We start from the raw sequence: 26,397 nt of genomic DNA on the forward strand, positions 1-26,397 counted from the left end.
CTGATCACGTGGGCATCGATCCGAGGACGTCGGAGTGCCCGTGGCGTCGGCACCAGCTGATCAGGTATCGCGCGTGTAGGCCGCACCACCGGTAGACGGCGGCCTGGGTCATCGGCAGCGATGCGTCGTGCTCACCGCGCTCGACGATGATGGGCCCGAGGTAGTGGCTCGTCACCTTGTTCGCCGTGTTCGGCGACACCTTGGCGGCGCGGGCCAATGAGGCGTTGTCCGAGGCGCTGCCCGACGCAATCGCCCCCGCGAGACGGCCCGCGGTATGGCCGCGCCGACCATCGAACAACTCGTAGAGCGGTGGACGGCGCGCCGACGCGGCCCTGGGCAGGGCCTGGCCGAGCGCCACCGAGCGCACAACACCGACCAGCGTCGCGAAACCGTCCGATTTGGCGATGACCCCCGCGACCTCGTCGCGCAACCGCGCCTCGTCGAGATGGTCCTGTTCCAGCCCGTGTCCCTGGGTCGCCAGGACAACCGGCGCGTGCCGGTCATGGTGGTCGAGGGTGTCGATGACGTCGAGTCCGTCGAAGGTCCATTCCAGGTCGGGTCGGTTCCAGATCAGATCCGCCACCACGACGTCGAATCGCACGTTGCCGGCGATGCACTGGACGAACTCGTCGCGGCCGGTGGCAACGGTGACCGTGGCCTGGTCGAGCGCCTTGGTCAGCGGCACCGCGACCACGTGTCCCAGCGGGGAGGCGACGAGGACCCGCATGTCGGTCGGCACAGGCATGATCATGCCCGATATGTCCGCGGTGTGCGCGATCACGCATCCGATCGGACGACAGGGTGATTATTTACCCTGCAATCACCACATCAGGTCCGAGATACCGCTGACAAACCGTCTCACGTTCGTAAGGCTGAAGAAGTTGGCGTTCGTGAAATAAATTCTCGATGCCCGATCGCGAGTCATGTCGATCATCCGAGAGAGTCCCGCCGTTTGTTCGGCTCACAGCTCCCGGCCGAATCGAAGTCGACAGGAGATCCCGGCACGTGTCCGTACCCCTCAACGACGCCCCCCGGTCGGCGACCCCCGGCACCGGGCCCACTGCCGCGCCGAGTCCGGAGCGGCGGATCACGGCCGTCGTTGCCGAGCACGACATCTTCGACGCCGCCCTGGCCGCTCTCGTGGAGAGCGCCGGCTACGACGCGACGGTCGTCGAACCCGCACAGCTCGCTGCCCTACGGAACCCGAGCGCGATTCTGGTGCGGTCGGCCGCGATGCTCGGATTCGTCCGGCGGGTGGCATCGCTGCGCACCGTCAACGTCATCTTCGTGGGCAACGGGGTCGCGGGCTTCGATCACATCCGTGTCTCACCGCGGGCCCCGGCCGCCGAGGACGAGCTGCAGCGGGCGCTCGAGACTGCGGTGGGGCCGCCGACCCCGCCGTCCGCACCCACACTTGCGAACCGGGTACGCATCACCCAGCGGGAGCTGGAGATCCTCCAGACCTACACATTGGGTGCGACGCTGCGTCAGACGTCGCGTGTCCACGAGATCGCCGAGAGCACGGTGCGCGAGCACTATCGGCGTGTCGCCCGACGCTACGAGGAAGCCGGCCGGCCGATCGGGAACAAGGCCCAGTTGCTGGTCGAGCTCATCGCCGACGGCTGGGTGCGCCCCTGACACCGCCGCCGTGGCCGACGTGCGGCTCAGTTGGTGTCCTTTGCCTCACGGCAGAGGCTCTCGGACGGTGCAGACTTCCGACCATGACCGCGCCTGCCGACTCCCTCGACGAACGGGGGATCGGGAACCGACGGACCGGCACGGCGTGGACGCTCGCCGGGATGGAGCTGTTCGTGTCGTTGTCGGCACTCGCCGGCGGCTCGGCTATCATGACCGATCAGTGGTCGATGCCGCGGGAGTGGCTCACCCACACGCCGTTCGAGACCTGGACCGCTCCCGGTGTCGCACTGATCGCCGTAGTCGCGTTACCCCACCTGGTGGCTGCCGTGGTCGCCGCCGTCCCGTCCGTGCCCGCGCGGTTGGGCATAATCGGCGGCCTGCTCGCCGGGTCGTCGCTGATGGTCTGGATCATCATCCAGATCGCGCTGCTGCACGTGTTCTTCTTCCTACAACCCGTGCTCTTCGTCGTCGGCATCGGTGAAATCGCGCTGGCGATCCGCTGGCGGCGTGTCCGCTGCCCGTCGACGCCGGGTGACGGCGCTGAACCCTAGAAGAGCCCCACGGCGCGGCCGATCAGACCGAGCGCGACGATGAGAAAGATGATCGCCGCGACGGCGATGACGATCACGCCGCCGGCACGCCTGCGTTGCGGCGGTTCGTGCTCCTCTCCACCGACCGCGGATTCCGCCGGCGGTGTGTCACCGGGCGCCACCCCGCCGCCGGGTTCGAGTCCCGCCGTGCTGGACGGGTCGGGGTTCTGCGGGTTGAACGGTTTGCGGGCGGGGTCGTTGTCAGCCATACGGGCGGTGTACCCGGAATGGCGCGAAGTCACTCGTGGGCTGTCAGAGACCGGGTGCGAGTGCGGCGAACATCACGGGCAGATCGTCGGCCCAGTAGGGCCATGCGTGCGTTCCGATCGCACGGAAATGGACGACCGGCTGCAGTCCCTCGGACCTCATCCGGCGAGCGAACTCGTTCGAGCACGCGTTGACCGAGTTCTCGAGCACCGCTCCCGTCGCGATCTTCTCCCCACGGTGCCGGCCCGGGTCGAGCCGGGTGCGTTGATCGAGGGGGCCGGGCGCGCCGGTCCCGGACGCGATGAAGACGCGCTTCCCGACGAGGGCCGGCAGGCGGCGACCCGGGTCGTGGTCGGCCCATCCCGGCGCGTTCCATGGACCCCACATGTTGGTGGGATCCCCACCGTCCCGGATGATCGCGGCTCGGATCTGCCCTTCGTGCACCGGGCCGGTCGTGAACGGGCAACCGCTGATGGAGCCGACGCCCGTGTACAGGCCCGGCCGGCGCGTCGCGAGTGTGAACGCGGCCTGTCCGCCCACGGACAGGCCCGCGATCGCGTTCCGCCCGTTGCCGTGGAACCGGCCGTCGATCAGCGACGGCAGTTCGACGGTCAGGAACGTCTCCCACTGCGGACGCCCGAACGTCGCGTCGTCGTGCTGCCAGTTCGTGTAGAACGCCCCCTGGCCGCCGGGCAGCACTGCATTGACGTCCTTGTCGCGGAAATACCTGTCCGCGCCGGCTTCCCGAATCCAGTCGCTGATCGCCGTCTTGTGGCCGCCCCCGTCGAGTAGATACAGCGTCCCGCGCGACCGGGAGTGCGCCGGGTGCAGCACGCTCACCGGCACGTCCCGGCCCATCGCGGCCGAACGGATCACCAGATCGTGCCGCTGCGGCCCGACCGCCACACTGCTGATCACCGACGCCGGCGCGGATACCGGTGCCGCCGAGACGATTCCCTGCGTACCCGAGACGATCGGTCCGGCGACGAGCGCGGCCGCGAAGACCCTGATCAACCGGCGCCGAGCACGACTCATCCGGGGAGCACACCCAGCTGCCCGAGGAAGTCGAGCTGATCGAAGTACAGGTGCTCGGACATCAGCTCCGAGCCGTCGATGCGGTAGGTCGCACTCCATCGGAACGAGACAGGCCGTCCGGTGGGTTCGACCGGACCCGACGGACTCTGCAACACACCGTCGTGGACACCGTCGAACGTGCCCTCCACCGAGGCGTTGTCGTCGTCGACGACATACGAACCGACGGTGAGGCGACCGTCGGAGAAGGCGCCCTGGAAGACGGACAGGAAACCCAGTACGCCCTCCCGTCCCGTGAACACCCCACCCGGCGAGACCAATTCCGCATCGGCGGACCATGGTTCGTTCTCCGGTGCGCGGTCGTTGAAGGCATCGATGTGCGCGTCGATGACTGCTCGTGCATCACTCATGTCGGGCTCTCTTTCTCGGTTGTCGTCGGCAGGTGCGCCGACATTCGGCTATCCGGATGACACCGACCGCGCGGCGGGTCAGGATGAGCGGGTCGATCGACGAACCGCCCGATCGACTTCGGTCACGATCGTCTGGGTCGAGTCGTAACCGGCGATCGCATGCGCCATCTGCCGACACCGAACGGCAACGCCGTCGTCGGCCAGGATGCGGCGTACCGTCGCGGCGAGGTCCGCAGGAGCGGGTCGCCGGGTCCCCAGATCTGCGCCGACCCCGAAGTACGCCACCCGAGCCGCGACTTCGGGCTTGTCCTCACCCCCTGGTGCGACGACGACGGGCACGCCGTGGCGCAGTGCCTGCAGCACTCCGCCGTAGCCGCCGTTGGTGATCAGCACCGATGTGCGCGGCAACAGGGCGTCGTAGTCGAGGAACCGCGCGACCCGCGTGTTGTCGTTCCGCGGCACGGGATCCGGGTCCGCACCGCCGGTTGTCACGACGACCTGGACGTCCATCTCGGCCAGCCCGGCGACGGCGGGTTCGATCAGTTGGGAGAAGTCGTCGTTGTCGAGCGTGCCCTGGGTGACGTGAACGATCGGGCGGTCGTCGTCGACCATCTCCGACCACCACGGCGGCGGGGAACAGCACCGCCAGGGAACACCGGCCCCGCGAACACCGTGTTCGGCGCGAGATCTGATCTCGGATACTCGAATTCGGCCGGGCCCAACTGAACGAAACGGTCGAACGCCCTGGACAGGTCGAGGACGAAATGATCAAGCGAGCCCCCGGCCCGTCGGACCAGGTCACGCACCGAGGACTGCGTGGACGCGAACAACACCCGCCGTACTGCCATGTGAGCCAACCGGTTACGGAGCCGACCCAGTGGACCGGACATCGGCGGCAAGCCACTGTTGAAGGGGGCGACGTCGGGACTGGACTGAGCGAGCGGCATGGTGCCGACACCGATCACCGGAGGCCGCCGGCCCGGTGGTCGAGACAGCAGGGGGATGATCCCGGCGAAGGTGCCGTCGCACAGGATCACGTCGACGCCCCGGCGGCCGACGACCGACGCCACCGCCGTCGCCTGCTCCGGCAGCGGCGCGATGAACGTCCGCTCGACCTGATAGCGCGACAGCGCCAATCCGCGGTACCGATGCCGATCGGGGGTGAAGCTGTCGGGGTCACGTTCGTCCAGATCGGCGACTCCGGTCAGCGATTCGACGGTCAACCCGGCGTCGCCAACCCGCTCGGCGAAACGCGAGCCGGTCAGCATGATCACCTCGTGACCCCGATCCGCGAGCACACGTCCGACAGCGGTGAGCGGACCGACGTGTCCTGCCAGCGGGGTGGCGCACACCAGAATGGTCGACATCAATCCTCCATTTGGGTAGAGCTTGACTCTAACCAAATTAGACGTCGGATGAGCGCTCTCACGCGATCGGTCCCATCTTTGCACTTCAGCGGGCTAAGTGAATTCGGGGACCGTGATCGACCTTTGGGCGAAGCCCAGCAATGCCACTACTATCGTTGTCGTTGGAGTCCGACCCGACCGGAGGCCGGCGTGAGCAAACGCCCCTACACACCGCGTAAGCGCGCGATCAGCGCCGCGCAGACGCGGACACGCATCCTCGACGCCGCCCAGGCTCTATTCGTCCAGCAGGGATATTCGCGGACCACCGTGCAGCAGATCGCGCAGCAGGCCGGGGTGTCCGTCGGCACCGTGCATCAGGCGGGGTCGAAAGCGTCCCTCATGACGGCCGTCCTCGAACGCGCCTTCACCGGTGACGAGAAGTTCGTCTCGCTGCTCGAGCGACCCGAGTTCATCGCGATCATGAACGACACCGACACCGATCGCGCCATCGGGCGGTACGTCGACCACGTCGTCGCCGCGAACAGCCGGATCGCCGATCTATGGCATGCCGCGACGCTGGCGGCCGACACCGACCCGGCCATCGGCGAACAACTCGAGCGGTCTGAGCTCCGCCGGCTCGACGACGTGCACACCGGCTGCCACTGGTTCGTCCACCGGGGCCTGATCTCCGACACCCGGGTCGACGAATTCGCCGACATTCTGAGCTATCTCACCGGCCCGGCGACCCATCGCTACTTCACCGTCGAACGGAACTGGAGCACCGCGCGATTACGCAGTTGGCTGCTCACCGGCATCATGGCGGCGATGCGGTAGTCACGCGTACGGGTCACCGGTTGTGGTGAGTGGTGGTCGAAGGACCAGGACGACGACAATCGCGACGAGGAAGACGGCGGTCAAGGCGAACGGGACCGGGATGACCGGGTCGAGCAGGACCAGCACGGCACCGACCGGTACCACGGTGTTCACCACGCGATCAGCGTTGGCGCGCAGAGCAATCCACCAGATGCCCAGGATGAAGACGGCAATGGGGATCGTGACCGTGAACGACGCCTGGGTTTCCGTCAGCTCGCTGTGGTGGGTCAGGACGTCGATCTCGACCTCGATACCGGCCGAGAAGGCACCGGCAGCGGCGAAGACGAAGTAGTGGACGTATCCGTATCGAAGGGAGTCGGCGAGCGATCCGATGGCCCGGTGGTGCGGCGGCCAGAAGTAGATCCACCACAGCGCGGCGGTCGCGATGAACGTGAGGATCGCGATCGAGATCAGCGGGGCGAGCTCCTGTTCGTTGTGCAGGGCCTCGATGATGGCGTTCGACGACGCCAACAGGCTCTCGCCGAGCAGGATCAGCGTGAACAGTCCGTACCGTTCGGTGATGTGATGCGGATGCCACGGAGTGTTTCCCTGCTTCTCGGCGACCACCGGCACCGCGAGCTCGGCACCGACGAGCATCACGAACCCGATGGTTGCGGCTGCTCCCGACGGTACGAACAGCCATAGCAGCCACAAGATCTGGACGACGGCGATCCCGGCGGCATAGAGCCGGGTCGTCCGGCGGCGGTCTCCGGCAGAGCCGGAAGCGCGCAACCACTGCGCGACCATCGCGACGCGCATGACCACGTAGCCGAACACGACCAGGGTGAACTCGTGGTCGACGAAGGCGGGCTCGATCCCGGCGGCCAGCACCAGCACACCCGCCATCTGGACGAAGGTGAGCACCCGGTAGAGCCAGTCGTCGGTGCCGAACGATGTCGCGAACCAGGTGAAGTTCATCCACGCCCACCAGATGGCGAAGAAGATGAAGGCGTACGACACGACCCCGTCGACGATGTGGTTCTCGGTGAGTGCGTGATGGAGCTGGACGGCTGCGATGCTGACCGCGACCACGAAGACCAGATCGAAGAAGAGCTCGAGCGTGCTGGCCGTCCGGCCCGGTTCGGCCGGGTCTCGTAGGCGCATGGTGCTCAGGTGAAAGCGCTCAGACATCGTTGCCCCCGATCGGTCGCTGCGTGTGCACGAGATCATGCCATCGGCGCCGAGGGCATGCGCTCAGGAGTGCGGGTCGGGGTGTCCCACCGCCGACGGCGGTCGGCGTGAGGGGCGCACGCCGTGTGACCTCGGCGATCTGCGCAGGTGACGGGCGGGATGGACCCGTCGTGGCACAGTGAACACGTGCTGCTGCCCACCCTGACCCCCACCGCACCGGACGACCCCGCCGTGATCCGGGTCGGCGACGACAAGCTGTCGCGCGAGGACCTCGTCGGGGCCGCGACGGCGGTCGCCGAACGGATCGCCGGTGCCCGAACCGTCGCGGTACTGGCCACGCCGACGGTGGAGACGGTGCTGGCGGTGGTGGGCGCGCTGATCGCCGGGGTGCCGGTCGTCCCCGTTCCGCCCGACTCCGGGCCGCGCGAGTTCGAGCACATCCTCGCGGACTCGGGGGCACAGGCGTGGCTCGGACAGGCCCCCACCGCGCCGACCCTGCCCGTCATCCCGGTCCGCCGCTACGCGAAATCGTGGCACCGTCACCCGGAACCGCACGCCGATTCGACCGCACTGATCCTCTATACCTCCGGCACGACCGGCCTCCCCAAAGGTGTTCCGATCACCAGGCAGAGCATCGCCGAGGGCCTCGACGCACTCGCCGATGCGTGGCTGTGGACCGCCGACGACACTCTGGCGCATGGCCTTCCGCTGTTCCACGTCCACGGGTTGATCCTGGGGGTCCTGGGTCCCCTGCGACGGGGCGGGCGACTGATCCACACCGTCACCCCGACCGCGGACACCTAAGCCGGTGCCGCCGGATCCGGCGCGACCATGTTCTTCGGCGTGCCGACGGTGTGGAGCCGCGTCGCCGCCGATCCGACTGCGGCACAGACGCTGTCGTCGGCGCGCGTCCTGGTGTCGGGCAGCGCCCCGCTTCCCGTGCCGGTCTTCGAGCGGATCCACGAGCTCACCGGCCACGAGATCGTCGAGCGTTACGGCATGACCGAGACACTGATCACCGTCAGCACGCGCGTCGACGGACAGCGCCGGCCCGGATGGGTGGGTCTCCCGCTCGCCCACGTGGAGACCAGGCTGGTGGAGAACGGTGAGCCGCTGCCCCACGACGGCGAGAGCGTGGGCGATCTCCACGTCCGCGGCCCGATGATGGCGTCCGGGTATCTGAATCGTCCGGATGCGACTGCCGAATCCTGGCTTTCCGACGGCTTTTTCGCGACCGGTGACGTCGCGGTCATCGACGGGGACGGGATGCACCGCATCGTCGGCCGACGAGCGACCGACCTCATCAAGTCCGGCGGGTTCCGCATCGGGGCCGGCGAGATCGAGACCGTCCTGCTCGCCCACCCGGCGGTCCGCGAGGTGGCGGTGATCGGCGTCCCCGACGACTACCTGGGCCAACGCATCGTCGCCTACGTCGTCGGCGACCAGGTCGCCGACACCGAGCTCATCGAGTTCGTCGCCGGCGAGCTGTCGAATCACAAGCGGCCGCGCGAGATCCGGTTCGTCGAGTCCCTCCCGCGCAATGCGATGGGCAAGGTGCAGAAGAAGCTGCTGGAATGACCGTCGTCTGAAAACCGCCCGGTGGAGCGGACCCGACGACGGTCTGTCGGCTGTCCGTTTTCCACGGGCGGTTTTCAGATGGCTGACGTAGTTATCCACAGACGTCTCGGACGCCGGGTTCTGCCCGCCGCCACGACCGACACTGTCCCGCATGACCTTCGACGAGCTCACCGAGGGGTTCGGCGGCGTCGTCGCCACCCATCAACTCCTGGCCGCCGGCGAGACCGCCGCATCGATCCGGGATGCGTGCCGTTCCGGCACGCTCTCGTCGATACGCCATGGGTGGTATCGGACCGAGTCCGCCGATCCAGAAGTGGTCGGGGCCGTCGCCGATCACGGCGTCGTCTCCTGTGCGACCGCGCTACGACGCCACGGACTCTGGATACCTGAACATCCCGAACAAGTGCATTCGCGGGTGACGCGCCACGAGCGTCGCCGATCCCACGACAGGTGCCGACGGTAGGCCGGCCGACCCCGGCCGACGGCGCCGTCGACGATGTCGCGACAGCATTGCAGTACGCCGCCCGGTGCTTCGACGTCGAGGGATTCGTCATCCTGTGCGACTCCGCACTCAACACCGGCAAGATCACGCCCGCACGACTCCGCACCGAGTTCGATGACGCGCCGATGTTCATCAAGCGCGCCATCGAGAAGACTCACCGACTCGCCGCGTCGGGAACCGAGACAGCAGCCCGCCTGCGTCTCAGAAGCGCCGGCTTGCGAGTCACGGTCCAGCACCACGTACCCAGTGTCGGATGGGTCGATCTGCTCGTCGGAGAACGGCTCGCGCTCGAGCTGGACAGCGTCGAACACCACTCCGGAATCGAGAAGTACGAGGAGGATCGCACTCGAGACCGAAAGCTGATCTCACGCGGTTACTTTCCGTTGCGGGTCACCTATGCACAGGTGTTCGGCGACTGGGCCGACACCTATGCGGACATCGCCGAGATCATCGCTCGGGGGTACCACCGCACCCGGTCGCCTGCCTGGAGAAAGCCAAGCTGATAACCGCCCATCAGAAACGGACACCGGGCGCTACGTCCCCGAGCACTTTCCACCGGGCGGTTTTCAGCGAACCCAGGCCGTCAGTTGGCCCACGACCGCTCGGCCAGCCACTCGGTGATGGTCCCGACCGCCTCTTTCAGGTGTGGGATCTGGTCTCGGCCCGAGTAGTAGTGCGTCGCACCGACAATGGTGTGCAGGGTCTTGTCGGGATGACCGACCGCGTCGAAGAGGCGGTGCGTATGACTGGGCGTGCACGCGTTGTCGGCGGAGTTGCCGATGACCAGTGTCGGGACCGCGAGATCGGCCGCACACCGGGGACCGTCGCCGTTGGCGTCGTCGAAGCTCCACTGCGACAGCCAACTTCGCAGCGTGGTGAACCGGGCGAGTCCGACCGGGCCCATGTTGACGATCCGCGGATCACCCAGATAGCAACCGAGCTTGCGATCGCTCGGGTCGACGGTCAGGTCGAGCCAGCGCGGATCGGCCATCGTTCCGTGCACGATGAAACCGCGCTCCATCAGCGGTTCGCCCCGCCCGCGCAGATCGACGAGTCGCTCTTTCACCCAGGCGGTGATCCGCCGGTTGCGGTCGATCTGCGCCGCGCGGTAACGGTCGAGGAACTCCGCCGAGTACGGCGGATGGTTCGGGTTCGAGGGATTGTAGAGGTCCAGCTCCGGATCGCGGTTGTCGGGATCCGACTCGTCGAGGATCGACGGGTCCATCCACTCGGTCAGGGTCCCGTGCCGCGAGACGTGCGCCGCGAGCAGCATCATGCCGTCGGCGGCGGGGAGGTCGAGGGCGGTCAGGTCCGGCGGTTCCCCGGCAGGTGTGGCGGCGACCGTCGCGTGCTGTGCCTGCTGCTGGTAGTACAGCGACAGTGCGCCGCCGCCGCTCCACCCGGCCAGGATGACCTTCTCGTAACCGAGGCGTTCGCGCGCATCCTTCACGCACGCACCGAGATCCTGCACCACCTTCTCCATGATCAACGCACTGTCGACGCCGCGATACCGGCTGTTGCAGTAGATGACATGGTGGCCGGCGCGGGCGAGCGCATTGGTCATCGGCAAGTAGGCGCCGCCCCCGATCGGGTGCATGAAGACGATGACGTTCTTCGACGGCACGCCACAGGGGCGGAGCAGGTAGCTCTCGAGCACCACACTCTCGGTCACCCCGCCGTAGGTGTCCTGGTACGCCGAGAGATCATCGAAGACAACGAGATAGGGAATGCGGTCGTAGTCGTGACGAGGCACGTCCCCCCGGTCGCTCATACTCGTGACCCGGCGCCGGCCTGTGCGGAGTCCGCGACCCCGGATTCGAAAAGTGCGGGTGCGGCGATCAACCGTCGACGGGTGTCGATCGAGATCACCTGCCATTCCACGCGGTCGAACTCGTCGAACTTGCGCCGGGAACGCTCTCGCGCCCGCTCCGGGATGCCGTGATGCATCCCCTGGGGTGCGTGGGAGATCAGGCCCGGCGGCATGCCGACTCCGAACATGCTGCCGCCGTGGAAGAACGCGATCTCGTCGAAGTCGGTGTTCCGGTGGTACCACGGCAGCCGTTCGGCACCTCTGCGCGCCTCGGCGGGGCGCGGCAGGAAGTTCATCACGTACACCCCGGTCGCCTGCATGAACAGATGCACCGTGGGCGGCAGATGCACCGTCTCGGAGGTGATGACGTCGTAGTCCTCGATGTTGAACGTGAACGGGAAATTGTCTCCACGCCAGCCCTCTACGTCGAGCGGGTGGAACGGGTAGAACAGCGATGTCTGCCCCTCTCGCTGCCGGAACCGCACCTCGTACTCGTCTCGGCCGTCACCGTCGAACGCCTCCGCCTCGGGAACGACGACGAGCGAGGAGTCGAAGGGGAAGAACCTGCCCAGTACGCCCGGTTCGGGCACCCGGAACTCGTCGACCGCCTCGATGACGAGCAGCAACGACGCACCGTCGGGCACCTGACGATAGGTGCACCCCTTGGGGAGATATACGTAATCGCCGGGCCGGTAGGGCAATCGACCGAACTCGGTCTCGAAATACCCGGTGCCCTCGTGGACGAAGACGAGTTCGTCGCCGTCGACCGGGCGAAACCAGAACGGAGCGGCCTCTTTCCGACGACTCAAAGAAATCCGGCAGTCCTCGTTATGGAACATCAGCAGCGGCTCACCCGCGGGGTCGTTCTGGTCGGTGGGCGCGAGGTCGGTGACGATTCGATCGACGCCGGTGTGGGTGCCCACCGCCCGGAACTGCGTCGGGTCGTTGCGTCGATACAGATGTGCCGTGCGGCCGGTGAAACCGTATCGTCCGAGCTCATCGTCTTTCAGATCGGCGACATCTCGGTGCACCTGCCGAGGCGTGCGCCCCTTGCGGTGCTGGACGAACGATTCCATGCCGAACTCCTGTCTCTGCGTTTTTCTGATGCTAGATTCAGGTTCAGAAGATGACAAGGGTCACACTTTCCGTCGATCCGAGTGCGGTCATCGACCGTCCCCATGGTTCGATGGAGAATCGGTCCGCGGAAGGAGCTCACGGTGCCGCCGACGAACAAAGGTCGCCAGACCGAGGCCGCGTTTCTCGACGCCGCGCGCCGGACGTTCGCCGAAAAGGGCTACCTGAACACCAAGATCTCGGACATCTCCGCCGCTGCCGGCCGGTCGACCGGTTCGTTCTATAACTACTACGACAGCAAGGACCGACTGCTCGAAGCCCTGCTGGATCAATTCTCGGACGAAGTGGTGGAGCAGTCGCTCGCGACCCGGCACACCGAGCCGGAGGCGAGCGTCCGCGCGGCCGTGACCGCGTACTGGACGACATACAAGAAGTACCTGCCCGAGATCATCGGCCTGTTCCAGATGTCGATGACCGACGACGATTTCCGCAACCGCTGGCTGGCCAACCGGGTGTCCGGTGTGAAGCAGGTGTTGTCCGGTCTGCACGGTGCCGAGCGCGCGGGTTACTCCATCGGGCTGCCGCTCGAGCCGCTGGCGTCCGCGCTGGTCGCGACCCTCGAATCCACGTGCTGGACCTGGCTTGCGGTCCGCGGTGACGCCGCCGGACCCATCCCCGACGACGACACGGCCATCGAGATCCTCACCGCGATCTGGTACCGGACCGTCTTCGGGGCCGGACCGGCACAGTCGGCTCCCTGACCCTTCGTGGCTCGTCGCTGGCGCTCCTCGCACCTCAGGGAGCAATGGTTATGTCGTTCTTTCGGATGAGGGAGCAGGGGCGTGAGCGACAGCCACCGGGCTGACACCGGCCCGCTTGCCGTCCCGGACCGAGCCGACGACGATGGGCCGCATGCCCATCGAGGTCCGGCCCGCGACGATCTTCGACGACATCGCCACGATGGTCGGTCCGAAGAAACCGACGTCGAACGTCTGCTGGTGCCTGAGCTACCGCATCCCGAGCAAGCAGAACCAGGAGCTGGTCCGCGAGCAGCGCGGAGAGTTCGTGAAAGAGCTGTGCGACAGCGGCATTCCGCTGGGTGTGCTCGCCTACGACGACGCGGGCGAGGTCGTCGGTTGGGCGGCCGTCTCGCCGCGCGCGGACACGACCTTCGCCCGGAACCGGAAGATCCCCCACGTGGACGACCTGCCGGTGTGGTCGGTGTGGTGCATCCGGGTCCGCCCCGGTCATCGCAAGCAGGGGATCTCGCACGCACTGCTGGCCGGGGCCGTCGACTACGCGCGGTCGAACGGTGCGCCGGCGATCGAGGGCTACCCCGTCGACAATCAGGGCGCCAGAGTAGATCTGACGATGGCCTATGTCGGAACCCGCGGCCTGTTCGAGAAGGCCGGTTTCACCAAGGCGGCAGACACCTCGTCGGTCCTCGCCGGTTTCCCGCGCGTGCTCATGCGGTTGTCGCTGGACTGATCGAGACCACGATTCAGATCAGTTCCGCCAGTTCGGCGGTGGGTACGTGGATCCAACCCTCCCGCGCGGCGACCGGCCGGTCGGTGGCATCGGGCAAGATGGTCCGGCCGAGCTCGGCGGCACGCGCGATCAATGCGGTGATCACGGCGTCGAACGCGTCGTCGTCACGGGCCATGGTCTCGGCATGATCGCCGAGATCCAACCATGGCGCAGCTTCTTCGAATGCCACGACGAGTCCGGCGAGCACCGAAACGTTGGCGGCACGTTTGTATCCGCGCGAGGTCAGTCCCCATCGTTTGAGTGCCCCCGCGGGGTACGCCTCGACCGCCCACCCGTCGACGCGGTCGTCGACTCCCAGGTCCGAGAGCAGGCCGGCGCATCGGAACGCGACGTGCGCGATCTGGTCCGCCGACACGCTGAGCGGGCGACCGACGCCGGCGTCGACGATCCGCAGATCGGTGCGACGTAATGCAAGTGGTCGTCGACGGGCGATGTCGTCGAGTTCTCGCCCCTTCGGCAAGTCGTTGCGATGATGCGCGACGACGAAGTCGACGAACTCGTCAGGCCAGCCGAATGGGGAATCGATCCCGATGCGGGTCGCCCCCTCGACGAGGCGCCGGACGGCGGTGTCGTCCGCGCCCACGACGAGATCGGTGAGCACGGCCTTGCCGGCATCCCAATCGACGCATGCGACAGCAGTTTTCGCCGGCGATGCGGACAGGTCGATGCCGACCGTCCGCATCGCCGGGATCACGGTTCCGGGTCGAGTCAGAAGTTGCCCTCGAGGAACTCGGCATACGCGGGCAGATCGAGTTGCCCGTGGCCCGACAGTCCGATCACGACGACCTCGTCCTTGTCGCTGTCGGCGACGTGCGCGGCGCAGGCCGCGATCGCGTGTGTCGACTCGGGAGCCGGGACGATGCCCTGGGTCCGGGCGAACTGCACGCCCGCGGAGAACGCGTCGTGCTGGGAGATGGCAACGCCCTGCACCAGACCGAGCTCCACCGTGTGGCTCAGCGCGGGCGCCATGCCGTGGTAGCGCAGACCACCGGCATGGATCGGGTCGGGCACGAAATCCATACCGAGCGTGTGCATCTTGAGCAACGGGGTGAGTCCGGCGACGTCACCGTGGTCGTACCGATACTCCCCCTGCGTGATCGACGGGCACGCGGCGGGCTCGGCGGCGATGACGCGCGGATCCGAGCGGCCGTGCAGCTTCTCCCGCAGGAACGGGAACGACAACCCCGCGAGGTTCGAACCGCCTCCGGCACAACCGAACACGACGTCGGCACCACCCGGCTCCACCGCGTTGAGCTGGTCGACGGCCTCCTGCCCGATGACACTCTGGTGCAGCACCACGTGATTGAGCACGCTGCCCAGCGCGTAACGGGTGTCGGGGTTCGAGGCGGCGACCTCGACGGCCTCGCTGACGGCCATCCCCAGGCTGCCCGTGGTGTTCGGGTCCTTGGCGAGCATCGCGCGACCCGACTCGGTCAGCTCGGACGGACTGGGGTGGATGGTCCCGCCGTAGGTGCGGATGAGGAACCCCCGGTAGGGCTTCGAGCTGTACGACGCACGGACCTGCCACACTTCGACGTCGATGCCGAACTGCGCACCCGCGAACGCCAGTGCGCTCCCCCACTGACCGGCTCCGGTCTCCGTCGTCAGTTTGGTGACACCGTCGAGGCTGTTGTAGTACGCCTGCGCGACAGCCGAATTCGTCTTGTGGCTGCCGACCGGACTGACGCCCTCGTACTTCACGTAGATCCGCGCCCTGGTGTTGAGCGCCTCCTCGAAACGACGCGCGCGGATCAGCGGCGACGGCCGCCACATCCGGTAGATCTCGCGCACCGGTTCGGGGATCTCGATGTAGGGCTCGGTGGACACCTCTTGCGCGATGAGGCCGCTCGGGAACAACGCGGCGAGATCGCTCGGACCGACCGGTTCCTTGGTGCCCGGATGCAGGTGCGGCGGGATCGGCGTGTCGAGTTCGGCCGCGAGGTTGTACCAATGGGTCGGGACATCCACTGTGATCAGATCCGGATTACCGGTCTCGACATGCATCGTCATGGATCACCACTCTAATCCTCGGGCCGGTCCCCGCGTCCCGCGCCGACCGATCCCGTTGTCACGCCCCGGGCAGCCGGTACTCCTGCCGGGGCCGGCCGGTGGTGCCGTACTGGAGCGACATCGTCAACCGCCCGGCCGCCACGAGGTTCGCGAGGTGCCGCCGCGCGGTCGGTGCCGCGATGCCGATCTCCCGCGACACATCGTCGGCGAACAGCGGAGCGCCCTCGGCGAACAACGCCAGGATGCGCTGTTCGGTCGGCGAGCCACCCTCGGCCCGGTCCGCGGCGCGGGTGCCGAACCGCAGTGCCGACAGCGCTGCGTCGACGGCGTGCTGGTCGACGTTCTCGCCCGCCAGCATCCGCCGGTACTGGGCATAGCCGGCCAACCGACGGGCGAGGTCGGCGTCGTCGAAGGGTTTGATCAGGTAGGCGAGCGCACCGGCACGCATCGCGCTTCGTACCGCCGAGGCGTCGGTCTCGGCGCCGACGATGAAGCAGTCGCAGTCGAGTTCGGCGACCAGTTCGATGCCCGAGCCGTCCGGCAGGTAGACGTCGAGGAGTGCGAGATCGATGTCGGGGTGCTCGGCCATCGCCTGACGTGCCGCACCGATGCTGCCCGCCCGGGCTCGCACCGAGAAGCCCCGGACGGCGTCGACGATCGCGGAGTGCAGCGCCGCGACCCGGAAGTCGTCGTCGACGATCAGGACGCCGAGGTCGTCGGTCATGGGGTCACTCCCGGTTCGTCGGTCTGGCTGTACGAGTCGTCTTCGGCCTCGTCCGTCGGCGCGAGCACGCCGGGCAGGCGGGCGACGAACACGGCCCCGCCCGGTTCGTCATCATCCGCGGAGCCGCGACCCCCCGCATCGGCGACCCACACGGCGCCGCCGACCCGGCGCGCGATCTGCCGGGCCAGGGCGAGTCCCATACCGCGGCCGCCGGGTACGTGCGCGCCCGATTTGGTCGTGGCGCCCTCGGCGAAGACGTCGTAGGGGTCCTCGAAGGCGATGCCGGGTCCAGAATCCCCGACGGTGACCAGGACCGTGTCGCCGTCGGCGATGACCTCGACCTCGACCTCACCGGGCTGTCCACCGTCCGGTCCGGTCGCGGCATCGATCCCGTTGTCGACGAGGTTGCCGACCACGGTGGTGACGACGACGGGTTCGGTGAGCACGCCCTGAATCCAGGTCTGGTCGCCGAGTCGCAGCACCACCCGGCGCTCGCGCGCCTGAGCCGCCTTCGCGTCGAGAAACGCGTGGAGGTGTGGTTCGCGCACATTGTCGAGTCCGCCGAGGAGCGCCCCTCCCGGTCCGGTTCCGGTGACCTCGTCCAGGTAGGCGAGCGCTTCGTCGGCGTGCCCGTGCCGGAGTAGGCCGGCGAGTACGTGCATCCGGTTGGCGGTTTCGTGGCGCTGTGCGCGAAGGGCGGTGCTCATCGACCTGATCGAATCCACCTCGCGGCTGAGTGCTTCGACGTCGGTGCGATCGATCACCGACAGGACCATGCCGAGGTCGCGACCGTCGGCCCGCACCCGATGGGAACTCACCAGGACCACCCGTTCGCCGACACCGGCGGCGAGGGGTTCGTCGGTCGGCGTCGCCAGGACGGTCGCCACCCGCGGGGTCAGGCCGAGGTCGCCGGCGGGGGTGCCGACCGGGGCGTCGATGTCGAGCAGCGCACGCGCCCGGTCGTTGACGACGCGCACGATGCCGTCGGCGTCGACGGCGAGCACGCCGTCGGCCATCGAGTGCAGCACCGCCCCCTGTTCCCGGACGAGCTCGGCCAGTTCGTCGGGCTCCAAACCCAGGGTGAGCCGGCGCCACCGACGGGCCAGCAGCACCGAACCCACCGCGCCGATACCCAGTGCCGCAAGCGCGAGGAGCGCGATCGCGACGATGTCGGTGCGGGTCTCGGAGCCCAGGCGTTCGGTGGAGACACCGACGCTCACGAACCCGACGACCACGCCGTCGGTGTTCAGGACCGGGACCTTCGCGCGGACCGACTCGCCGAGGGTGCCCCGGTCGGTGTTCACCTCGTTCGATCCGGACAGCACCTTCGACGGGTCCGTGGAGACCGTCCTGGCCAGCTCCGTCACCTCGGGATGTGCCAGACGGATGCCGCGGTCGTTGCCGATGACGACGAACAGGGCTCCGGTCCGGGCTCGTACTGCCGCCGCCTGACGTTGCAGCGGGCCGTCGACCAGGTCCGCCGCGTCCACCCGGTCACCGGGATGGGCGGCGACCTCGCTGCGGACCTCGGCGTCGGCGGCGACCGACTGCGCGATGGCGAGCGCGCGCTGTGCGTACTCGTCGCGCACCCGGTCGTCGGCTCCGGCGATGACCAGACCGAACCCGACCGCGAGGCTGACCGCTATCACCGCCAGCTGCAGGAGCAGCACCTGCGTCCGCAAACGCATGGTGTCAGCCTAATGCTCGCTGTGGGGCAGGCACGCCGACGCGGCGATCCGTGGGGAACGGATCGCCGCGTGGAGTGTGGATCGGCATGCACCGGTTGGGCCGTATCAGAACGGGATGGCCCCGACCAGGACCCCGACGGCGAGCATCACCAGCGAGACGACCGTGGCGCGCCACAGGACCTTCTTGTGGTGGTCGGCCAGGGTGATCCCGGCCAGTGCGACCAGCAGCAGGATCGCCGGGACGAGTGGGCTCTGCATGTGCACGGTCTGGCCGGTGATCGATGCCCGCGCCATCTCGGTGGGGTCGATGCCGTAGCGGGTCGCGGTCTCGGACAGGACCGGTAGCACCCCGTAGTAGAAGGCGTCGTTGCTCATCAGGAAGGTGAGCGGGATCGAGAGCACGCCGATCACGATGGCCATGTGGGGGCCCATCCAGTCGGGGATGCCATCGGCCAGCCAGTGCGCGATGGCGTCGACCATCCCGGTGCCGTTGAACACGCCGGTGAGGACGGCGGCGGCGAGGACCATGGCGACCACCGACACGATGCTCGAGCTGTGCCGGGTGATGGCCTCCTGCTGCTGCTTGATGTGCGGGAAGTTGATGGCCAGGGCGATGCCGGCGAAGATCATGAACAGCACCGGGATGGCGACGATGTCGGCACCGAGGATGGCCAGCAGGGCCACGGTGAGTCCGGCGTTCACCCAGAAGAGCTTGGGCCGCAGGGTTTCCCGATTGGGGTCGAGGACGCCCGAGAAAGATGCGTCGCGGTCGTCGTCGGCGGCGCCCGCCACGGGGCGGCTGAGATCGTGATCGCCGGTGGGAGCGTCGTCGTAGGCGCCCGAGCCTGTTCCCGTCGAACCCGAACCGCGCGCCCGACGACCCTTGGGCGGCAACCCGGTTCCGCCGCCGGCGCCGACCAGTACCTCTTCCTTCGGGGCGAGGATCGAATCCCGGATCTCCAGCTTGCCGATGCGCCGGCGTTCGAGCACACCGAGGTGATAGGCGAAGAGCAGTACGACGATCAGCGCCGCCACCAGTGCGGGGACCATCGGGACGAAGACGTCGTTGGTGTCGATGTTCAGCGCACTTGCGGCGCGGGCGGTGGGGCCACCCCACGGCAAAATGTTCATCGTGCCGTTGGTGAGTCCGGCGACGACCGTGAGGACGACCGGGCTGACGCCGAGCTTCAGGTACAGCGGCAGCAGTGCGGCCGTCGTGATGATGAAGGTCGTCGAACCGTCGCCGTCGAGGGAGACGACACCGGCGAGCACCGCGGTTCCGACCACCAGGCGGGCCGGGTCGTCGTGCACCGCGCGGACGACCGCCCGGACCACCGGGTCGAAGAGTCCGACGTCGATCATGATGCCGAAGAAGATGATCGCGAAGAACAGCATCGCCGCGGTGGGGGCGAGGTCTTTGATGCCGTCGGTGATCATGTCGCTGATGCCGAGGCCGGCACCGGCGAAGAGGCCGAAGGCGACGGGGACGAGGATCAGCGCGACCACGGGCGTCGCCCGCTTGGTGATGATCAGCACCATGAAGGTGGCGACCATCCCGAGGCCGAGGGCTACCAACATTGTCTTACTCGATTCTGCAGCGGATGTGAGGGCGACCACATCGGGTGGTCACATCAGAAGTGTTGGGGGTCACCGGCATCACAGTCACGCTTGGGCGCATAAGTAGCGTTTCGCGCTTTTCGCGCTAGTCGGGCAGCATCGGTGCGTCGTCGCCGTGGTTGCGTCCGATGAGGACCGCGCGGGTGACCGAGTCGCGGCCGAACCGGTCCCGCAGCAGATCCATCGTCGCGTCGAGTTCGTGGGCATGGTCGGTGTCGAAGGGAAGCGTCAGCTGGATGCTGTCGTGGTCGTCGAGGTTGGTCAGCGACAACCCGACCAGGGTGCATCCCCGTTCGCGGATGATCGGCATCGCGTCGGCGAGGAGGCCGCGCGCCGACGCCATGATGAGGTCGGTGCGGTCGGTGGACTCCAGCAGCGTGCGGGACCGGGTGGCGCGGGTGAAGTCGTCGAAGCGCAACCGCAGAACGATTGTCCGACAGACCCGTTCGGCCGTTCGGAGCCGTTTGCCCAGTCGTTCGACGATCGCGGTGATGGTCGCCTCGAGGTCGGCCTCGGACTTCGGACGTCGGCCGAGCGCGCGTTGTGAACCGATTGAGCTGCGTCGTTTGCCGGTCTCCACCCGACGCGGGTCCTGGGCGAGTGACAGCGCGAGGAGGTGCCGTCCGGCACCCGACCCGACGATGCCGCGCAACGACCGCTCCCCGAGGGCCGCCAGCTGGCCGACGGTCTCGACTCCTGCGTCGTGCAGCTTGGCCTCGGTGACCGGACCGACCCCCCAGAGTCGACGGACCGGGAGCGGATGCAGGAAGTCGAGTTCGGTTCCCGGCTCGACGATGAGCAGGCCGTCCGGCTTGCCGACGGCGCTGGCGACCTTGGCGAGGAACTTGCTGCGTGCTCCGCCGACCGTGATGGGGAGACCGACCTCCTCGCGGACGCGGCGTCGAATCGTCGATGCGACGTCGTGCGACGTACCGCTGATCCGGCCGAGCCCCCCAACGTCGAGGAAGGCCTCGTCGACCGAGATCCCCTCGACCACGGGAGTGGTGTCGTGGAAGATGTCGAAGACCTCCCGACTCGCCTCCATGTAGGCCTCGAACCGCGGCCGGACGACGATCGCGTCGGGACAGAGTGCCCGCGCCTCGTGGCCCGGCATTGGCGATCGCACCCCGCGGGCCTTGGCCTCATAGCTCGCCGCGAGGACGACGCCGCCGCCGACGAGAACCGGACGGCCGCGAAGCGAGGGGTCGTCCCGCTGCTCGACCGAGGCGTAGAACGAGTCGAGATCGGCATGCAGGATCGACGGATCCCGCCGTTCCCGCCGCTCGATGCGCATAGAACACATGTTCGCATGACGCTCGGACATGCACCAGCACGTCCGAGGCAGCCGACGCGGGCTATGGGCCCATCGGCTTGGTGGGATCGCCGATGGCGGACGACCGAGCGCAGCGCCAACACCACGATGATCGCGTCGTCGGCGTAGCCGAGGACCGGGATGAAGTCGGGAATCAGGTCGATGGGAAGGACCAAGTAGATCAAGAGCAGCATTAGCCGGACGCGGACACCGCGGGGGAGTTCTCGGTCAGCGGCCAGCCGTCGCAGCAGTACGACGGTGTCGGGCAGTAGCCGAAGGAGGTCTTTGGCCCGCAAACCGGGTGGGCGAGCGACGAGGAGAGCGATCACCAGGATCACCCACAGCAACAGCACCCCACCTGCGACGGAGATCGCGATGGCGACGAGGCGTTCCATCAGGACGGCTCCGTTCTGTCGGCGAAGGGTGAGACGTCCGCCACTTTATCGGGAACCGTTGTCAACACGTCTACGCTGAATCCATGCCAGGCCCGAGCATCGCCGAGATCTTCAATTCGACCAGTCCCGATTTCGACCTGGTGACTCCCCTCGTCTGGGGTCCGGCGGGCGAGACCCTCGTTGCTCGGGCACGGGTCGCGCTGGGCGATGAGGTTCTCGACATCTGTTCCGGCACCGGTGCCAGCGCGCTGGCCGCCGCGCGGGTCGTCGGACCCGACGGGCACGTCACGGCAGTCGACTTCGCCGCCGATCTGGTGGAGCGTGGCCGAACCAGCGCCTATGCGGCCGGTCTGCGCAACATCGACTTCCGGGTCGACGACGTGACCGCGCTGCCCGGTCGGGAGCGCGGCGAATACGACGTGATCACATGCGGTTTCGGCGTGTTCTTCCTTCCGGACATGGACGACTCGGTGCGCAATCTGCTGCCGCTCCTGCACCCGGGAGGTCGTCTCGCCGTCGCGGTGTGGCACGACGATGCACTCCACGACTTCACCGGCGCCTACTTCGCCGAGGTCGCCCGCGTGACGAACACGCCGCCGCCACCCGGTCCGCGTGCCCCGTCCGACGGACCGCCCCACCCCATCACGCGGATCGACACCGAGGAGAAGATCGTCAGGTGGCTCGAATCGCTTGGCGCAGAAGAGGTGTCCGCGTCAGTTCTCGACCTGCGCGTACCACGGACCGACGAGTTCTCCTGGTCGATGGTCCTCGGCAGCGGGTTGCGCGGCGCACTCGCCGACCTGGACGCCGACGCCGTCGAGGACGTGCGAGTCGGGTTCCTGCAGCGGCTGGCAGACGAGGGAATCACCGAAGTCGACTGTGACACACTGATTGCCGTTGGCGACCGACCCGCCGACTGACCTCGCGGCGCTTCCACCGCCGGGCGTCGACGGCTTCGCGCGATTCGGCTGCAGACGCCCAATCCGTGGTGAGACCGCGGGTACAGTCGCATTCGCGCTACGCGATGCCGCGGTCAACGGAAGCGGATCAGGCCTGGCTCATCATCCGGCGCGGTCCATCCGTCTCGCGCGAAGTCCGCCCAGATCCGTCGCAACGTGCGGCCGTCCTCGGCAGCCCGATCGGCGTCGTGTCCGGCCAGGATCGGGGCACCGGCCCAGATCTCCGGGGTCCCGAACAGCAACGGGATGTCGACGGTGTGCACGGCGTGCAGCGGGTGATCTGCTGCGCCCCAGTCGATGACGTATTGCGCGGCCTTGCCGCCGGCGTGTCGGTGGCGCCGGGCGAAGCGGTCGGCCGCCGACGTGTAGATGGCACGGGTGAGTTGCTGGACAAGGCATTCGTACAGGCGGTTGCCGACCAACGGAACCGCGGGGAGCGACGACACCCCGTCGATCGCCGCGGTGAAGAACGCGGCCTCGCGGCTGCACCAGCCGATGAGGACCTCGACGTCCCGCGCTCGACTCTCCCAGACCGCGTCCACCTCGTCCTCGGGTGGCAGCGGATGGTGGCCGTACTGGGGACCGAAGGACATGAACGCCGGAAGTCCATGTTGCAGAATCGCTTTGAGTCCCATCATCGACTCCTGGACGGCCAGGACCTCGTCGACGGTCGCCGACGCCGACACCTGGTGCGACGCAGCGAACATGTCCGCATGCAACCGCTCGCGACGTCGGGTGATGCCGAGGGGCGCACTCTGGATGATGGCGCGGCGGAACAGGCCCGTCACGCCGTCGGCCGCCATCAATTGTGCAACCGCGTCGCCGCCGGCTGATTCGCCGAAGACGGTGACGGCGTTGGGATCGCCGCCGAAGGACGCGATGTTCCGCTGAACCCAGCGCAGCGCTTCGATCATGTCGAGCAGGCCCAGGTTCGCCGGCCGGTTGATGCCGTCGCCGAGGAACCCGAACAATCCCAGTCGGTAGGTCACTGACACGACGACCACCCGCTGTTCGGCGACCAGCGCCGCCGGATCGTGGCAGGGCGCGTCGGCGGCGCCGATGATGTACGACCCGCCGTGAATCCAGACCATCACCGGGAGAGCCTCGTCGGGTCGACGGTCGACCGGCACCGTGACCGACACGTACTGGGCGTGCTCGTCGCCGACCATCTCGCCCAGCGCGGCATCGCCGAAGGTGTCGTGGACGATCCCCTCGCCGTTGCGCTGAGGACAGGCGGGCGACCACGAGGTCGCATCGATCGGCTCGTCGGCCGGCGGCTGCGGGGACGGAACCTCGAAGCGCGCCGCCTGCGCATAGCGGATCCCGGTGGCGCGCACGACCTGTCCGTCGGTGCGAGCGATGATCGTCCCGGCCGGACACTCGAAGGTCGCGGTCGTCGTGGGTACCTCGGTCATGCGCGGACTTCCTCCGCCGACGCCGACGGAGCCGGTTCGACCTGATACCGGATGAGCCGAGAACTGTTGAGCACCACGGCAACCGATGATGCGTTGTGCAGCACGGCGGCGAGGACCGGCGAGAGCGCACCGCCCGCGCCGATCACCAGCCCCAGGGCGTTGACGGCGATCGACATACCGTAGTTCTGTCGTATCACCTCGACGGTGTGCGAACCCAAATCGCGGATGTCGAGCAGCTTGCGCAGGTCGTCCCCGGCTAGCGCGACGTCCGCGGTCTCGACCGCGACATCCGTTCCGGCCAACCCCATCGCGATGCCGATGTCCGCGGCGGCCAACGCGGGGGCGTCGTTCACACCGTCACCCACCACCGCGACCACGTGGCCGAGGGCCTGCAGCTCACGAACCACCGCGAGCTTGTCGTCAGGGGTAACCTCGGCGGCCCACCGCTCGATGCCGAGTTCGGCGGCGATGGTCGCCGCGGTGACCGGGTGATCGCCGGTGAGCATGGCGATCTCGGTGACCCCGTCGGCACGCAGCGCGTCGAGCACCTCACGCGCCTCGGGACGCAGCTCGTCGGACAGACTCACCAGACCGACGAGCGTGCCGTCGACGGCCAGCAGCAGCGGTGTCTCGCTCGCCTGCCGTAAGCGGTCCACCCAGCCGATGGCGTCGTCGGAGATCGCGACGCCGTGCCGGTCGAGGAGCGACGGATTACCCAGCAGGAGCACGCGCCCGTCTTCGGCGCGGGTGCGCATGCCGAGTCCGACGATGACCTCGCATTCCGCATGCGTCGGGATCTCGATGCGACGTTCCTCCGTGGACCGGATGACCGCTTCGGCGAGCGGATGACGCGAATGGATCTCGGAGCTGGCCGCGTAGGCGAGGATCTGTTCGGGCTGCCACTCGTCGGAGAAGGACACGACGTTGGTCACGACCGGGCGCCCGACGGTCAGCGTGCCGGTCTTGTCGAACACCACCGCCGAGATCCGTCCCGAAGCCTCGAGGTGCGATCCGCCCTTGATGAGGATTCCGCGCCGCGCGCCGTTCCCGATGGCGCCGCTGATCGCGGTCGGGGTGGACAGCCCCACCGCACACGGGCACGCGATCAGCAGCATCGTCATCGCACGACGGAGATCGCGCGTCACCAGCAGCGTCAGCGCCGACAACGCGAACGACGCGGGTACGAACCGCCGGGAGAAGTTCTCCCCGACCGTCTGGATGGGAGCGCGGTCGCGCTGGGCCTCCTCGACCCGGCCGATGATCCGACCGATCGAGGTGTCGTCGCCGACCGCGTGGGCCTCGATGACGATCCGGCCGGTGAGTACCACCGAGCCGGCCTGCACGCGGTCGCCGACGTGCTTGGTCACCGGGAGGTTCTCGCCGGTCAGCGCGGACTGGTCGACCACCGCCTCCCCGTCGACGACCACCCCGTCGACCGCCACCGCGACCTGCTCGTGCACGATCACCGCGTCCCCGACGTGGAGCGCGTCGATGGCCACCTGCACCTCGGTGCCGTCGGCGAGGCGGACCCACGCCGTGTCCTGGGTGCCGCGGAGGAGGTCGGCGATGGCGCGGCGGGTGCGTCGCAGGGTGAGGTCCTGGAGGAACTCACCGATGTTGAGCAACCACAACACGGTCAGCGCGACCACGTTCTCGCGCAGCAGCAAACTCGCAATCGTGGCAGCGGAGACCAGTGCGTCGGTGCCGGCCCGGCCGCCACGCAGCGAGCGGAGCGCGCCGCGGAGGAACGGGTAGCCGGAGAAGATGGTGACACCGGTGGCGACGGTGCGCGAGGCCGGACCGAGCAGCGGCGGACGGCGGAACCCGTAGCGCCGGAAACCCAGCAGGACCAGGGCTCCCGCGCCGATGCCCATCCGCAACAGGTCGGCATTGGTGACGTCGGCCGAATGCGGTGCGCGGTCAGGAAGATTCGCGGGGTCGGCGTGAGTGGCCGCCGCGATCGCATGATCGATGGCATCCCGGTCGGTGTCCGCCCGGAACCACACGACGACCGAGGCGGTGCGCGGATAGGCGTGCACGGCGCGCACACCCGTCACCCTGGCGACGCTCTCCTCGATGGCCACGGCACGGCGGTCGGCGACAGTGCGATCGGTGACCCGCAGCCACGGAACCGTCATACGCACCCGGCCCGCCGCCGACGACCGGACGACGATCTCGGTCGGTGGCAGCTCGGGAGAGTACGTCGGCGCGGACGTGCTCACGATTCAGTGATCGTGGTCGTGGTCGTGAGCCACCGCTGTTCCCGGCGGTGTCGACTCCTCGCCCAGCCGTTCCTTCGCCTCGGCGACGATGTCGGCGGTGTTGAGCCGCACCGACTCCGCGACCTCCTCGGCCTTGCGGGTTCCACGGATACCCCACGTGGTCGCCACGACGGCTCCCTCACGCAGCGGGGCGCGTCGGGCGACGGTGCGTACGGCGTCGTAGGCGACGGCTCCGACGAAGCCGGTGGCGACCGTCGCGCCGGCCTTGGCGAGCAGTGCATGAAGTGCCATGTGGGGTCCTCGCTATCCGATGTGC

26 protein-coding genes and 2 pseudogenes are annotated in these 26,397 nt (G+C 68.1%); 9 read left to right on the plus strand and 19 right to left on the minus strand.

Features of this window, described 5'->3' with window-relative positions:
• Positions 1–4 precede the first annotated feature (4 nt).
• Positions 5–745 carry an MSMEG_1198 family transcriptional regulator gene (locus MVF96_RS23160; RefSeq protein ID WP_137810171.1) on the minus strand — a complete coding sequence of 247 codons (741 nt, stop codon included), beginning with the start codon at positions 743–745 and terminating at the stop codon, positions 5–7.
• A 260-nt stretch (positions 746–1,005) separates the two neighbouring features.
• Here MVF96_RS23160 and MVF96_RS23165 point away from each other — a divergent pair, with 260 nt between their 5' ends.
• Together MVF96_RS23165 and MVF96_RS23170 are read left to right on the plus strand one after the other, a co-directional pair.
• Positions 1,006–1,638 (plus strand): helix-turn-helix transcriptional regulator, encoded by a 633-nt coding sequence (locus MVF96_RS23165; RefSeq protein ID WP_242697025.1) that lies wholly within the window; start codon positions 1,006–1,008, stop codon positions 1,636–1,638.
• Between the two features lie 83 nt (positions 1,639–1,721).
• A complete protein-coding gene (locus MVF96_RS23170; protein ID WP_137810172.1) occupies positions 1,722–2,189 on the plus strand; it encodes a hypothetical protein in 468 nt (155 codons plus the stop codon).
• Here the strand turns inward: MVF96_RS23170 and MVF96_RS23175 are convergent.
• The 5 genes from MVF96_RS23175 to MVF96_RS23195 all read right to left on the minus strand — a co-directional run bounded on the left by MVF96_RS23175 (position 2,186) and on the right by MVF96_RS23195 (position 5,244).
• Positions 2,186–2,437 carry a DUF6480 family protein gene (locus MVF96_RS23175; protein ID WP_058252901.1) on the minus strand — a complete coding sequence of 84 codons (252 nt, stop codon included), beginning with the start codon at positions 2,435–2,437 and terminating at the stop codon, positions 2,186–2,188. The two genes, MVF96_RS23170 and MVF96_RS23175, sit on opposite strands and share 4 nt — an antisense overlap.
• Before the next feature lie 43 nt (positions 2,438–2,480).
• Complete coding sequence (locus MVF96_RS23180) at positions 2,481–3,470, minus strand: alpha/beta hydrolase (protein ID WP_165629367.1); 990 nt, start codon at positions 3,468–3,470, stop codon at positions 2,481–2,483.
• A complete protein-coding gene (locus MVF96_RS23185; protein WP_137810173.1) occupies positions 3,467–3,877 on the minus strand; it encodes an ester cyclase in 411 nt (136 codons plus the stop codon). Before MVF96_RS23185 ends, MVF96_RS23180 begins: the two co-directional genes overlap by 4 nt.
• A 78-nt stretch (positions 3,878–3,955) precedes the next feature.
• A complete protein-coding gene (locus MVF96_RS23190) occupies positions 3,956–4,489 on the minus strand; it encodes a glycosyltransferase (RefSeq protein WP_247450650.1) in 534 nt (177 codons plus the stop codon).
• Complete coding sequence (locus MVF96_RS23195; RefSeq protein WP_247450651.1) at positions 4,417–5,244, minus strand: glycosyltransferase family protein; 828 nt, start codon at positions 5,242–5,244, stop codon at positions 4,417–4,419. Before MVF96_RS23195 ends, MVF96_RS23190 begins: the two co-directional genes overlap by 73 nt.
• 189 nt (positions 5,245–5,433) lie before the next feature.
• Between MVF96_RS23195 and MVF96_RS23200 the strand changes: the two genes are divergently transcribed.
• On the plus strand, positions 5,434–6,057 hold the full coding sequence (locus MVF96_RS23200; protein ID WP_068972316.1) for a TetR/AcrR family transcriptional regulator: 624 nt from the start codon (positions 5,434–5,436) through the stop codon (positions 6,055–6,057).
• Here MVF96_RS23200 and MVF96_RS23205 read toward each other — a convergent pair whose 3' ends face one another.
• The gene (locus MVF96_RS23205; protein ID WP_137810175.1) at positions 6,058–7,227 is read right to left on the minus strand and encodes a low temperature requirement protein A; all 1,170 of its coding nucleotides are present in this window, start codon (positions 7,225–7,227) and stop codon (positions 6,058–6,060) included.
• A 186-nt stretch (positions 7,228–7,413) separates the two neighbouring features.
• Here MVF96_RS23205 and MVF96_RS23210 point away from each other — a divergent pair.
• The 3 genes and pseudogenes from MVF96_RS23210 (at position 7,414) to MVF96_RS23220 (ending at position 9,810) form a co-directional block, all read left to right on the plus strand.
• Positions 7,414–8,805 (plus strand): annotated as a pseudogene (locus MVF96_RS23210) (acyl-CoA synthetase).
• A gap of 151 nt (positions 8,806–8,956) precedes the next feature.
• Complete coding sequence (locus MVF96_RS23215) at positions 8,957–9,268, plus strand: hypothetical protein (protein ID WP_247450652.1); 312 nt, start codon at positions 8,957–8,959, stop codon at positions 9,266–9,268.
• Positions 9,256–9,810 (plus strand): endonuclease domain-containing protein, encoded by a 555-nt coding sequence (locus MVF96_RS23220; RefSeq protein ID WP_247450654.1) that lies wholly within the window; start codon positions 9,256–9,258, stop codon positions 9,808–9,810. Before MVF96_RS23215 ends, MVF96_RS23220 begins: the two co-directional genes overlap by 13 nt.
• 80 nt (positions 9,811–9,890) lie before the next feature.
• Here the strand turns inward: MVF96_RS23220 and MVF96_RS23225 are convergent, their stop codons facing one another.
• Together MVF96_RS23225 and MVF96_RS23230 are read right to left on the minus strand one after the other, a co-directional pair.
• On the minus strand, positions 9,891–11,078 hold the full coding sequence (locus MVF96_RS23225; protein ID WP_247450655.1) for an alpha/beta fold hydrolase: 1,188 nt from the start codon (positions 11,076–11,078) through the stop codon (positions 9,891–9,893).
• Positions 11,075–12,193, minus strand: coding sequence for a homogentisate 1,2-dioxygenase (locus MVF96_RS23230; RefSeq protein WP_137810177.1), 1,119 nt, complete (start codon positions 12,191–12,193; stop codon positions 11,075–11,077). The genes MVF96_RS23225 and MVF96_RS23230 overlap by 4 nt, the downstream gene beginning before the upstream one ends.
• 141 nt (positions 12,194–12,334) lie before the next feature.
• Between MVF96_RS23230 and MVF96_RS23235 the strand changes: the two genes are divergently transcribed.
• Together MVF96_RS23235 and MVF96_RS23240 are read left to right on the plus strand one after the other, a co-directional pair.
• A complete protein-coding gene (locus MVF96_RS23235; protein ID WP_211540118.1) occupies positions 12,335–12,952 on the plus strand; it encodes a TetR/AcrR family transcriptional regulator in 618 nt (205 codons plus the stop codon).
• Positions 12,953–13,103: 151 nt separating this feature from the next.
• Positions 13,104–13,679, plus strand: a complete 576-nt coding sequence (locus tag MVF96_RS23240; RefSeq protein ID WP_205333610.1) for a GNAT family N-acetyltransferase — start codon at positions 13,104–13,106, stop codon at positions 13,677–13,679.
• Positions 13,680–13,692: 13 nt separating this feature from the next.
• Here MVF96_RS23240 and MVF96_RS23245 read toward each other — a convergent pair whose 3' ends face one another.
• From MVF96_RS23245 to MVF96_RS23275, 7 genes and pseudogenes are all read right to left on the minus strand, one after another.
• The gene (locus MVF96_RS23245) at positions 13,693–14,421 is read right to left on the minus strand and encodes a DUF429 domain-containing protein (RefSeq protein WP_247452167.1); all 729 of its coding nucleotides are present in this window, start codon (positions 14,419–14,421) and stop codon (positions 13,693–13,695) included.
• A gap of 26 nt (positions 14,422–14,447) precedes the next feature.
• Complete coding sequence (locus MVF96_RS23250) at positions 14,448–15,749, minus strand: TrpB-like pyridoxal phosphate-dependent enzyme (RefSeq protein WP_068971355.1); 1,302 nt, start codon at positions 15,747–15,749, stop codon at positions 14,448–14,450.
• Between the two features lie 58 nt (positions 15,750–15,807).
• A complete protein-coding gene (locus MVF96_RS23255) occupies positions 15,808–16,473 on the minus strand; it encodes a response regulator (protein ID WP_226511936.1) in 666 nt (221 codons plus the stop codon).
• Positions 16,470–18,161 (minus strand): sensor histidine kinase, encoded by a 1,692-nt coding sequence (locus MVF96_RS23260; protein WP_247450656.1) that lies wholly within the window; start codon positions 18,159–18,161, stop codon positions 16,470–16,472. The genes MVF96_RS23255 and MVF96_RS23260 overlap by 4 nt, the downstream gene beginning before the upstream one ends.
• Before the next feature lie 105 nt (positions 18,162–18,266).
• Positions 18,267–19,778, minus strand: coding sequence for a CitMHS family transporter (locus tag MVF96_RS23265; RefSeq protein ID WP_264186651.1), 1,512 nt, complete (start codon positions 19,776–19,778; stop codon positions 18,267–18,269).
• An 85-nt stretch (positions 19,779–19,863) separates the two neighbouring features.
• Positions 19,864–21,072, minus strand: a complete 1,209-nt coding sequence (gene dinB, locus MVF96_RS23270) for a DNA polymerase IV (protein ID WP_247450658.1) — start codon at positions 21,070–21,072, stop codon at positions 19,864–19,866.
• Between the two features lie 95 nt (positions 21,073–21,167).
• Positions 21,168–21,485 (minus strand): annotated as a pseudogene (locus tag MVF96_RS23275) (YkvA family protein); the annotation flags it as partial.
• Between the two features lie 83 nt (positions 21,486–21,568).
• On the opposite strand from MVF96_RS23275, the gene MVF96_RS23280 reads away from it, so the two are divergent.
• Entirely contained in the window at positions 21,569–22,405 is an 837-nt protein-coding gene (locus MVF96_RS23280) for a class I SAM-dependent methyltransferase (RefSeq protein WP_247450660.1), read from the plus strand.
• A 113-nt stretch (positions 22,406–22,518) separates the two neighbouring features.
• Here MVF96_RS23280 and MVF96_RS23285 read toward each other — a convergent pair whose 3' ends face one another.
• From MVF96_RS23285 to MVF96_RS23295, 3 genes are all read right to left on the minus strand, one after another.
• Positions 22,519–23,859 carry a carboxylesterase family protein gene (locus MVF96_RS23285; RefSeq protein WP_226511941.1) on the minus strand — a complete coding sequence of 447 codons (1,341 nt, stop codon included), beginning with the start codon at positions 23,857–23,859 and terminating at the stop codon, positions 22,519–22,521.
• Positions 23,856–25,997 (minus strand): heavy metal translocating P-type ATPase, encoded by a 2,142-nt coding sequence (locus tag MVF96_RS23290; protein WP_247452168.1) that lies wholly within the window; start codon positions 25,995–25,997, stop codon positions 23,856–23,858. Before MVF96_RS23290 ends, MVF96_RS23285 begins: the two co-directional genes overlap by 4 nt.
• 87 nt (positions 25,998–26,084) lie before the next feature.
• The gene (locus tag MVF96_RS23295) at positions 26,085–26,372 is read right to left on the minus strand and encodes a DUF1490 family protein (protein ID WP_058252919.1); all 288 of its coding nucleotides are present in this window, start codon (positions 26,370–26,372) and stop codon (positions 26,085–26,087) included.
• Between the last annotated feature and the right edge of the window lie 25 nt (positions 26,373–26,397).

The sequence above is a fragment of the Gordonia hongkongensis genome (assembly GCF_023078355.1).
Taxonomy (GTDB): domain Bacteria; phylum Actinomycetota; class Actinomycetes; order Mycobacteriales; family Mycobacteriaceae; genus Gordonia; species Gordonia hongkongensis.

What these genes read in the sequence shown, in the direction of transcription:
- MVF96_RS23160 (WP_137810171.1), bottom strand. Translation starts at nt 745, where the DNA reads ATGCCTGTGCCGACCGACATGCGGGTCCTCGTCGCCTCCCCGCTGGGA.
- MVF96_RS23170 (WP_137810172.1), top strand. Translation starts at nt 1,722, where the DNA reads ATGACCGCGCCTGCCGACTCCCTCGACGAACGGGGGATCGGGAACCGA.
- MVF96_RS23175 (WP_058252901.1), bottom strand. Translation starts at nt 2,437, where the DNA reads ATGGCTGACAACGACCCCGCCCGCAAACCGTTCAACCCGCAGAACCCC.
- MVF96_RS23180 (WP_165629367.1), bottom strand. Translation starts at nt 3,470, where the DNA reads ATGAGTCGTGCTCGGCGCCGGTTGATCAGGGTCTTCGCGGCCGCGCTC.
- MVF96_RS23185 (WP_137810173.1), bottom strand. Translation starts at nt 3,877, where the DNA reads ATGAGTGATGCACGAGCAGTCATCGACGCGCACATCGATGCCTTCAAC.
- MVF96_RS23190 (WP_247450650.1), bottom strand. Translation starts at nt 4,489, where the DNA reads ATGGTCGACGACGACCGCCCGATCGTTCACGTCACCCAGGGCACGCTC.
- MVF96_RS23195 (WP_247450651.1), bottom strand. Translation starts at nt 5,244, where the DNA reads ATGTCGACCATTCTGGTGTGCGCCACCCCGCTGGCAGGACACGTCGGT.
- MVF96_RS23205 (WP_137810175.1), bottom strand. Translation starts at nt 7,227, where the DNA reads ATGTCTGAGCGCTTTCACCTGAGCACCATGCGCCTACGAGACCCGGCC.
- MVF96_RS23215 (WP_247450652.1), top strand. Translation starts at nt 8,957, where the DNA reads ATGACCTTCGACGAGCTCACCGAGGGGTTCGGCGGCGTCGTCGCCACC.
- MVF96_RS23225 (WP_247450655.1), bottom strand. Translation starts at nt 11,078, where the DNA reads ATGAGCGACCGGGGGGACGTGCCTCGTCACGACTACGACCGCATTCCC.
- MVF96_RS23230 (WP_137810177.1), bottom strand. Translation starts at nt 12,193, where the DNA reads ATGGAATCGTTCGTCCAGCACCGCAAGGGGCGCACGCCTCGGCAGGTG.
- MVF96_RS23240 (WP_205333610.1), top strand. Translation starts at nt 13,104, where the DNA reads ATGCCCATCGAGGTCCGGCCCGCGACGATCTTCGACGACATCGCCACG.
- MVF96_RS23245 (WP_247452167.1), bottom strand. Translation starts at nt 14,421, where the DNA reads ATGCGGACGGTCGGCATCGACCTGTCCGCATCGCCGGCGAAAACTGCT.
- MVF96_RS23250 (WP_068971355.1), bottom strand. Translation starts at nt 15,749, where the DNA reads ATGACGATGCATGTCGAGACCGGTAATCCGGATCTGATCACAGTGGAT.
- MVF96_RS23255 (WP_226511936.1), bottom strand. Translation starts at nt 16,473, where the DNA reads ATGACCGACGACCTCGGCGTCCTGATCGTCGACGACGACTTCCGGGTC.
- MVF96_RS23260 (WP_247450656.1), bottom strand. Translation starts at nt 18,161, where the DNA reads ATGCGTTTGCGGACGCAGGTGCTGCTCCTGCAGCTGGCGGTGATAGCG.
- dinB (WP_247450658.1), bottom strand. Translation starts at nt 21,072, where the DNA reads ATGCGCATCGAGCGGCGGGAACGGCGGGATCCGTCGATCCTGCATGCC.
- MVF96_RS23280 (WP_247450660.1), top strand. Translation starts at nt 21,569, where the DNA reads ATGCCAGGCCCGAGCATCGCCGAGATCTTCAATTCGACCAGTCCCGAT.
- MVF96_RS23285 (WP_226511941.1), bottom strand. Translation starts at nt 23,859, where the DNA reads ATGACCGAGGTACCCACGACGACCGCGACCTTCGAGTGTCCGGCCGGG.
- MVF96_RS23290 (WP_247452168.1), bottom strand. Translation starts at nt 25,997, where the DNA reads ATGACGGTTCCGTGGCTGCGGGTCACCGATCGCACTGTCGCCGACCGC.
- MVF96_RS23295 (WP_058252919.1), bottom strand. Translation starts at nt 26,372, where the DNA reads ATGGCACTTCATGCACTGCTCGCCAAGGCCGGCGCGACGGTCGCCACC.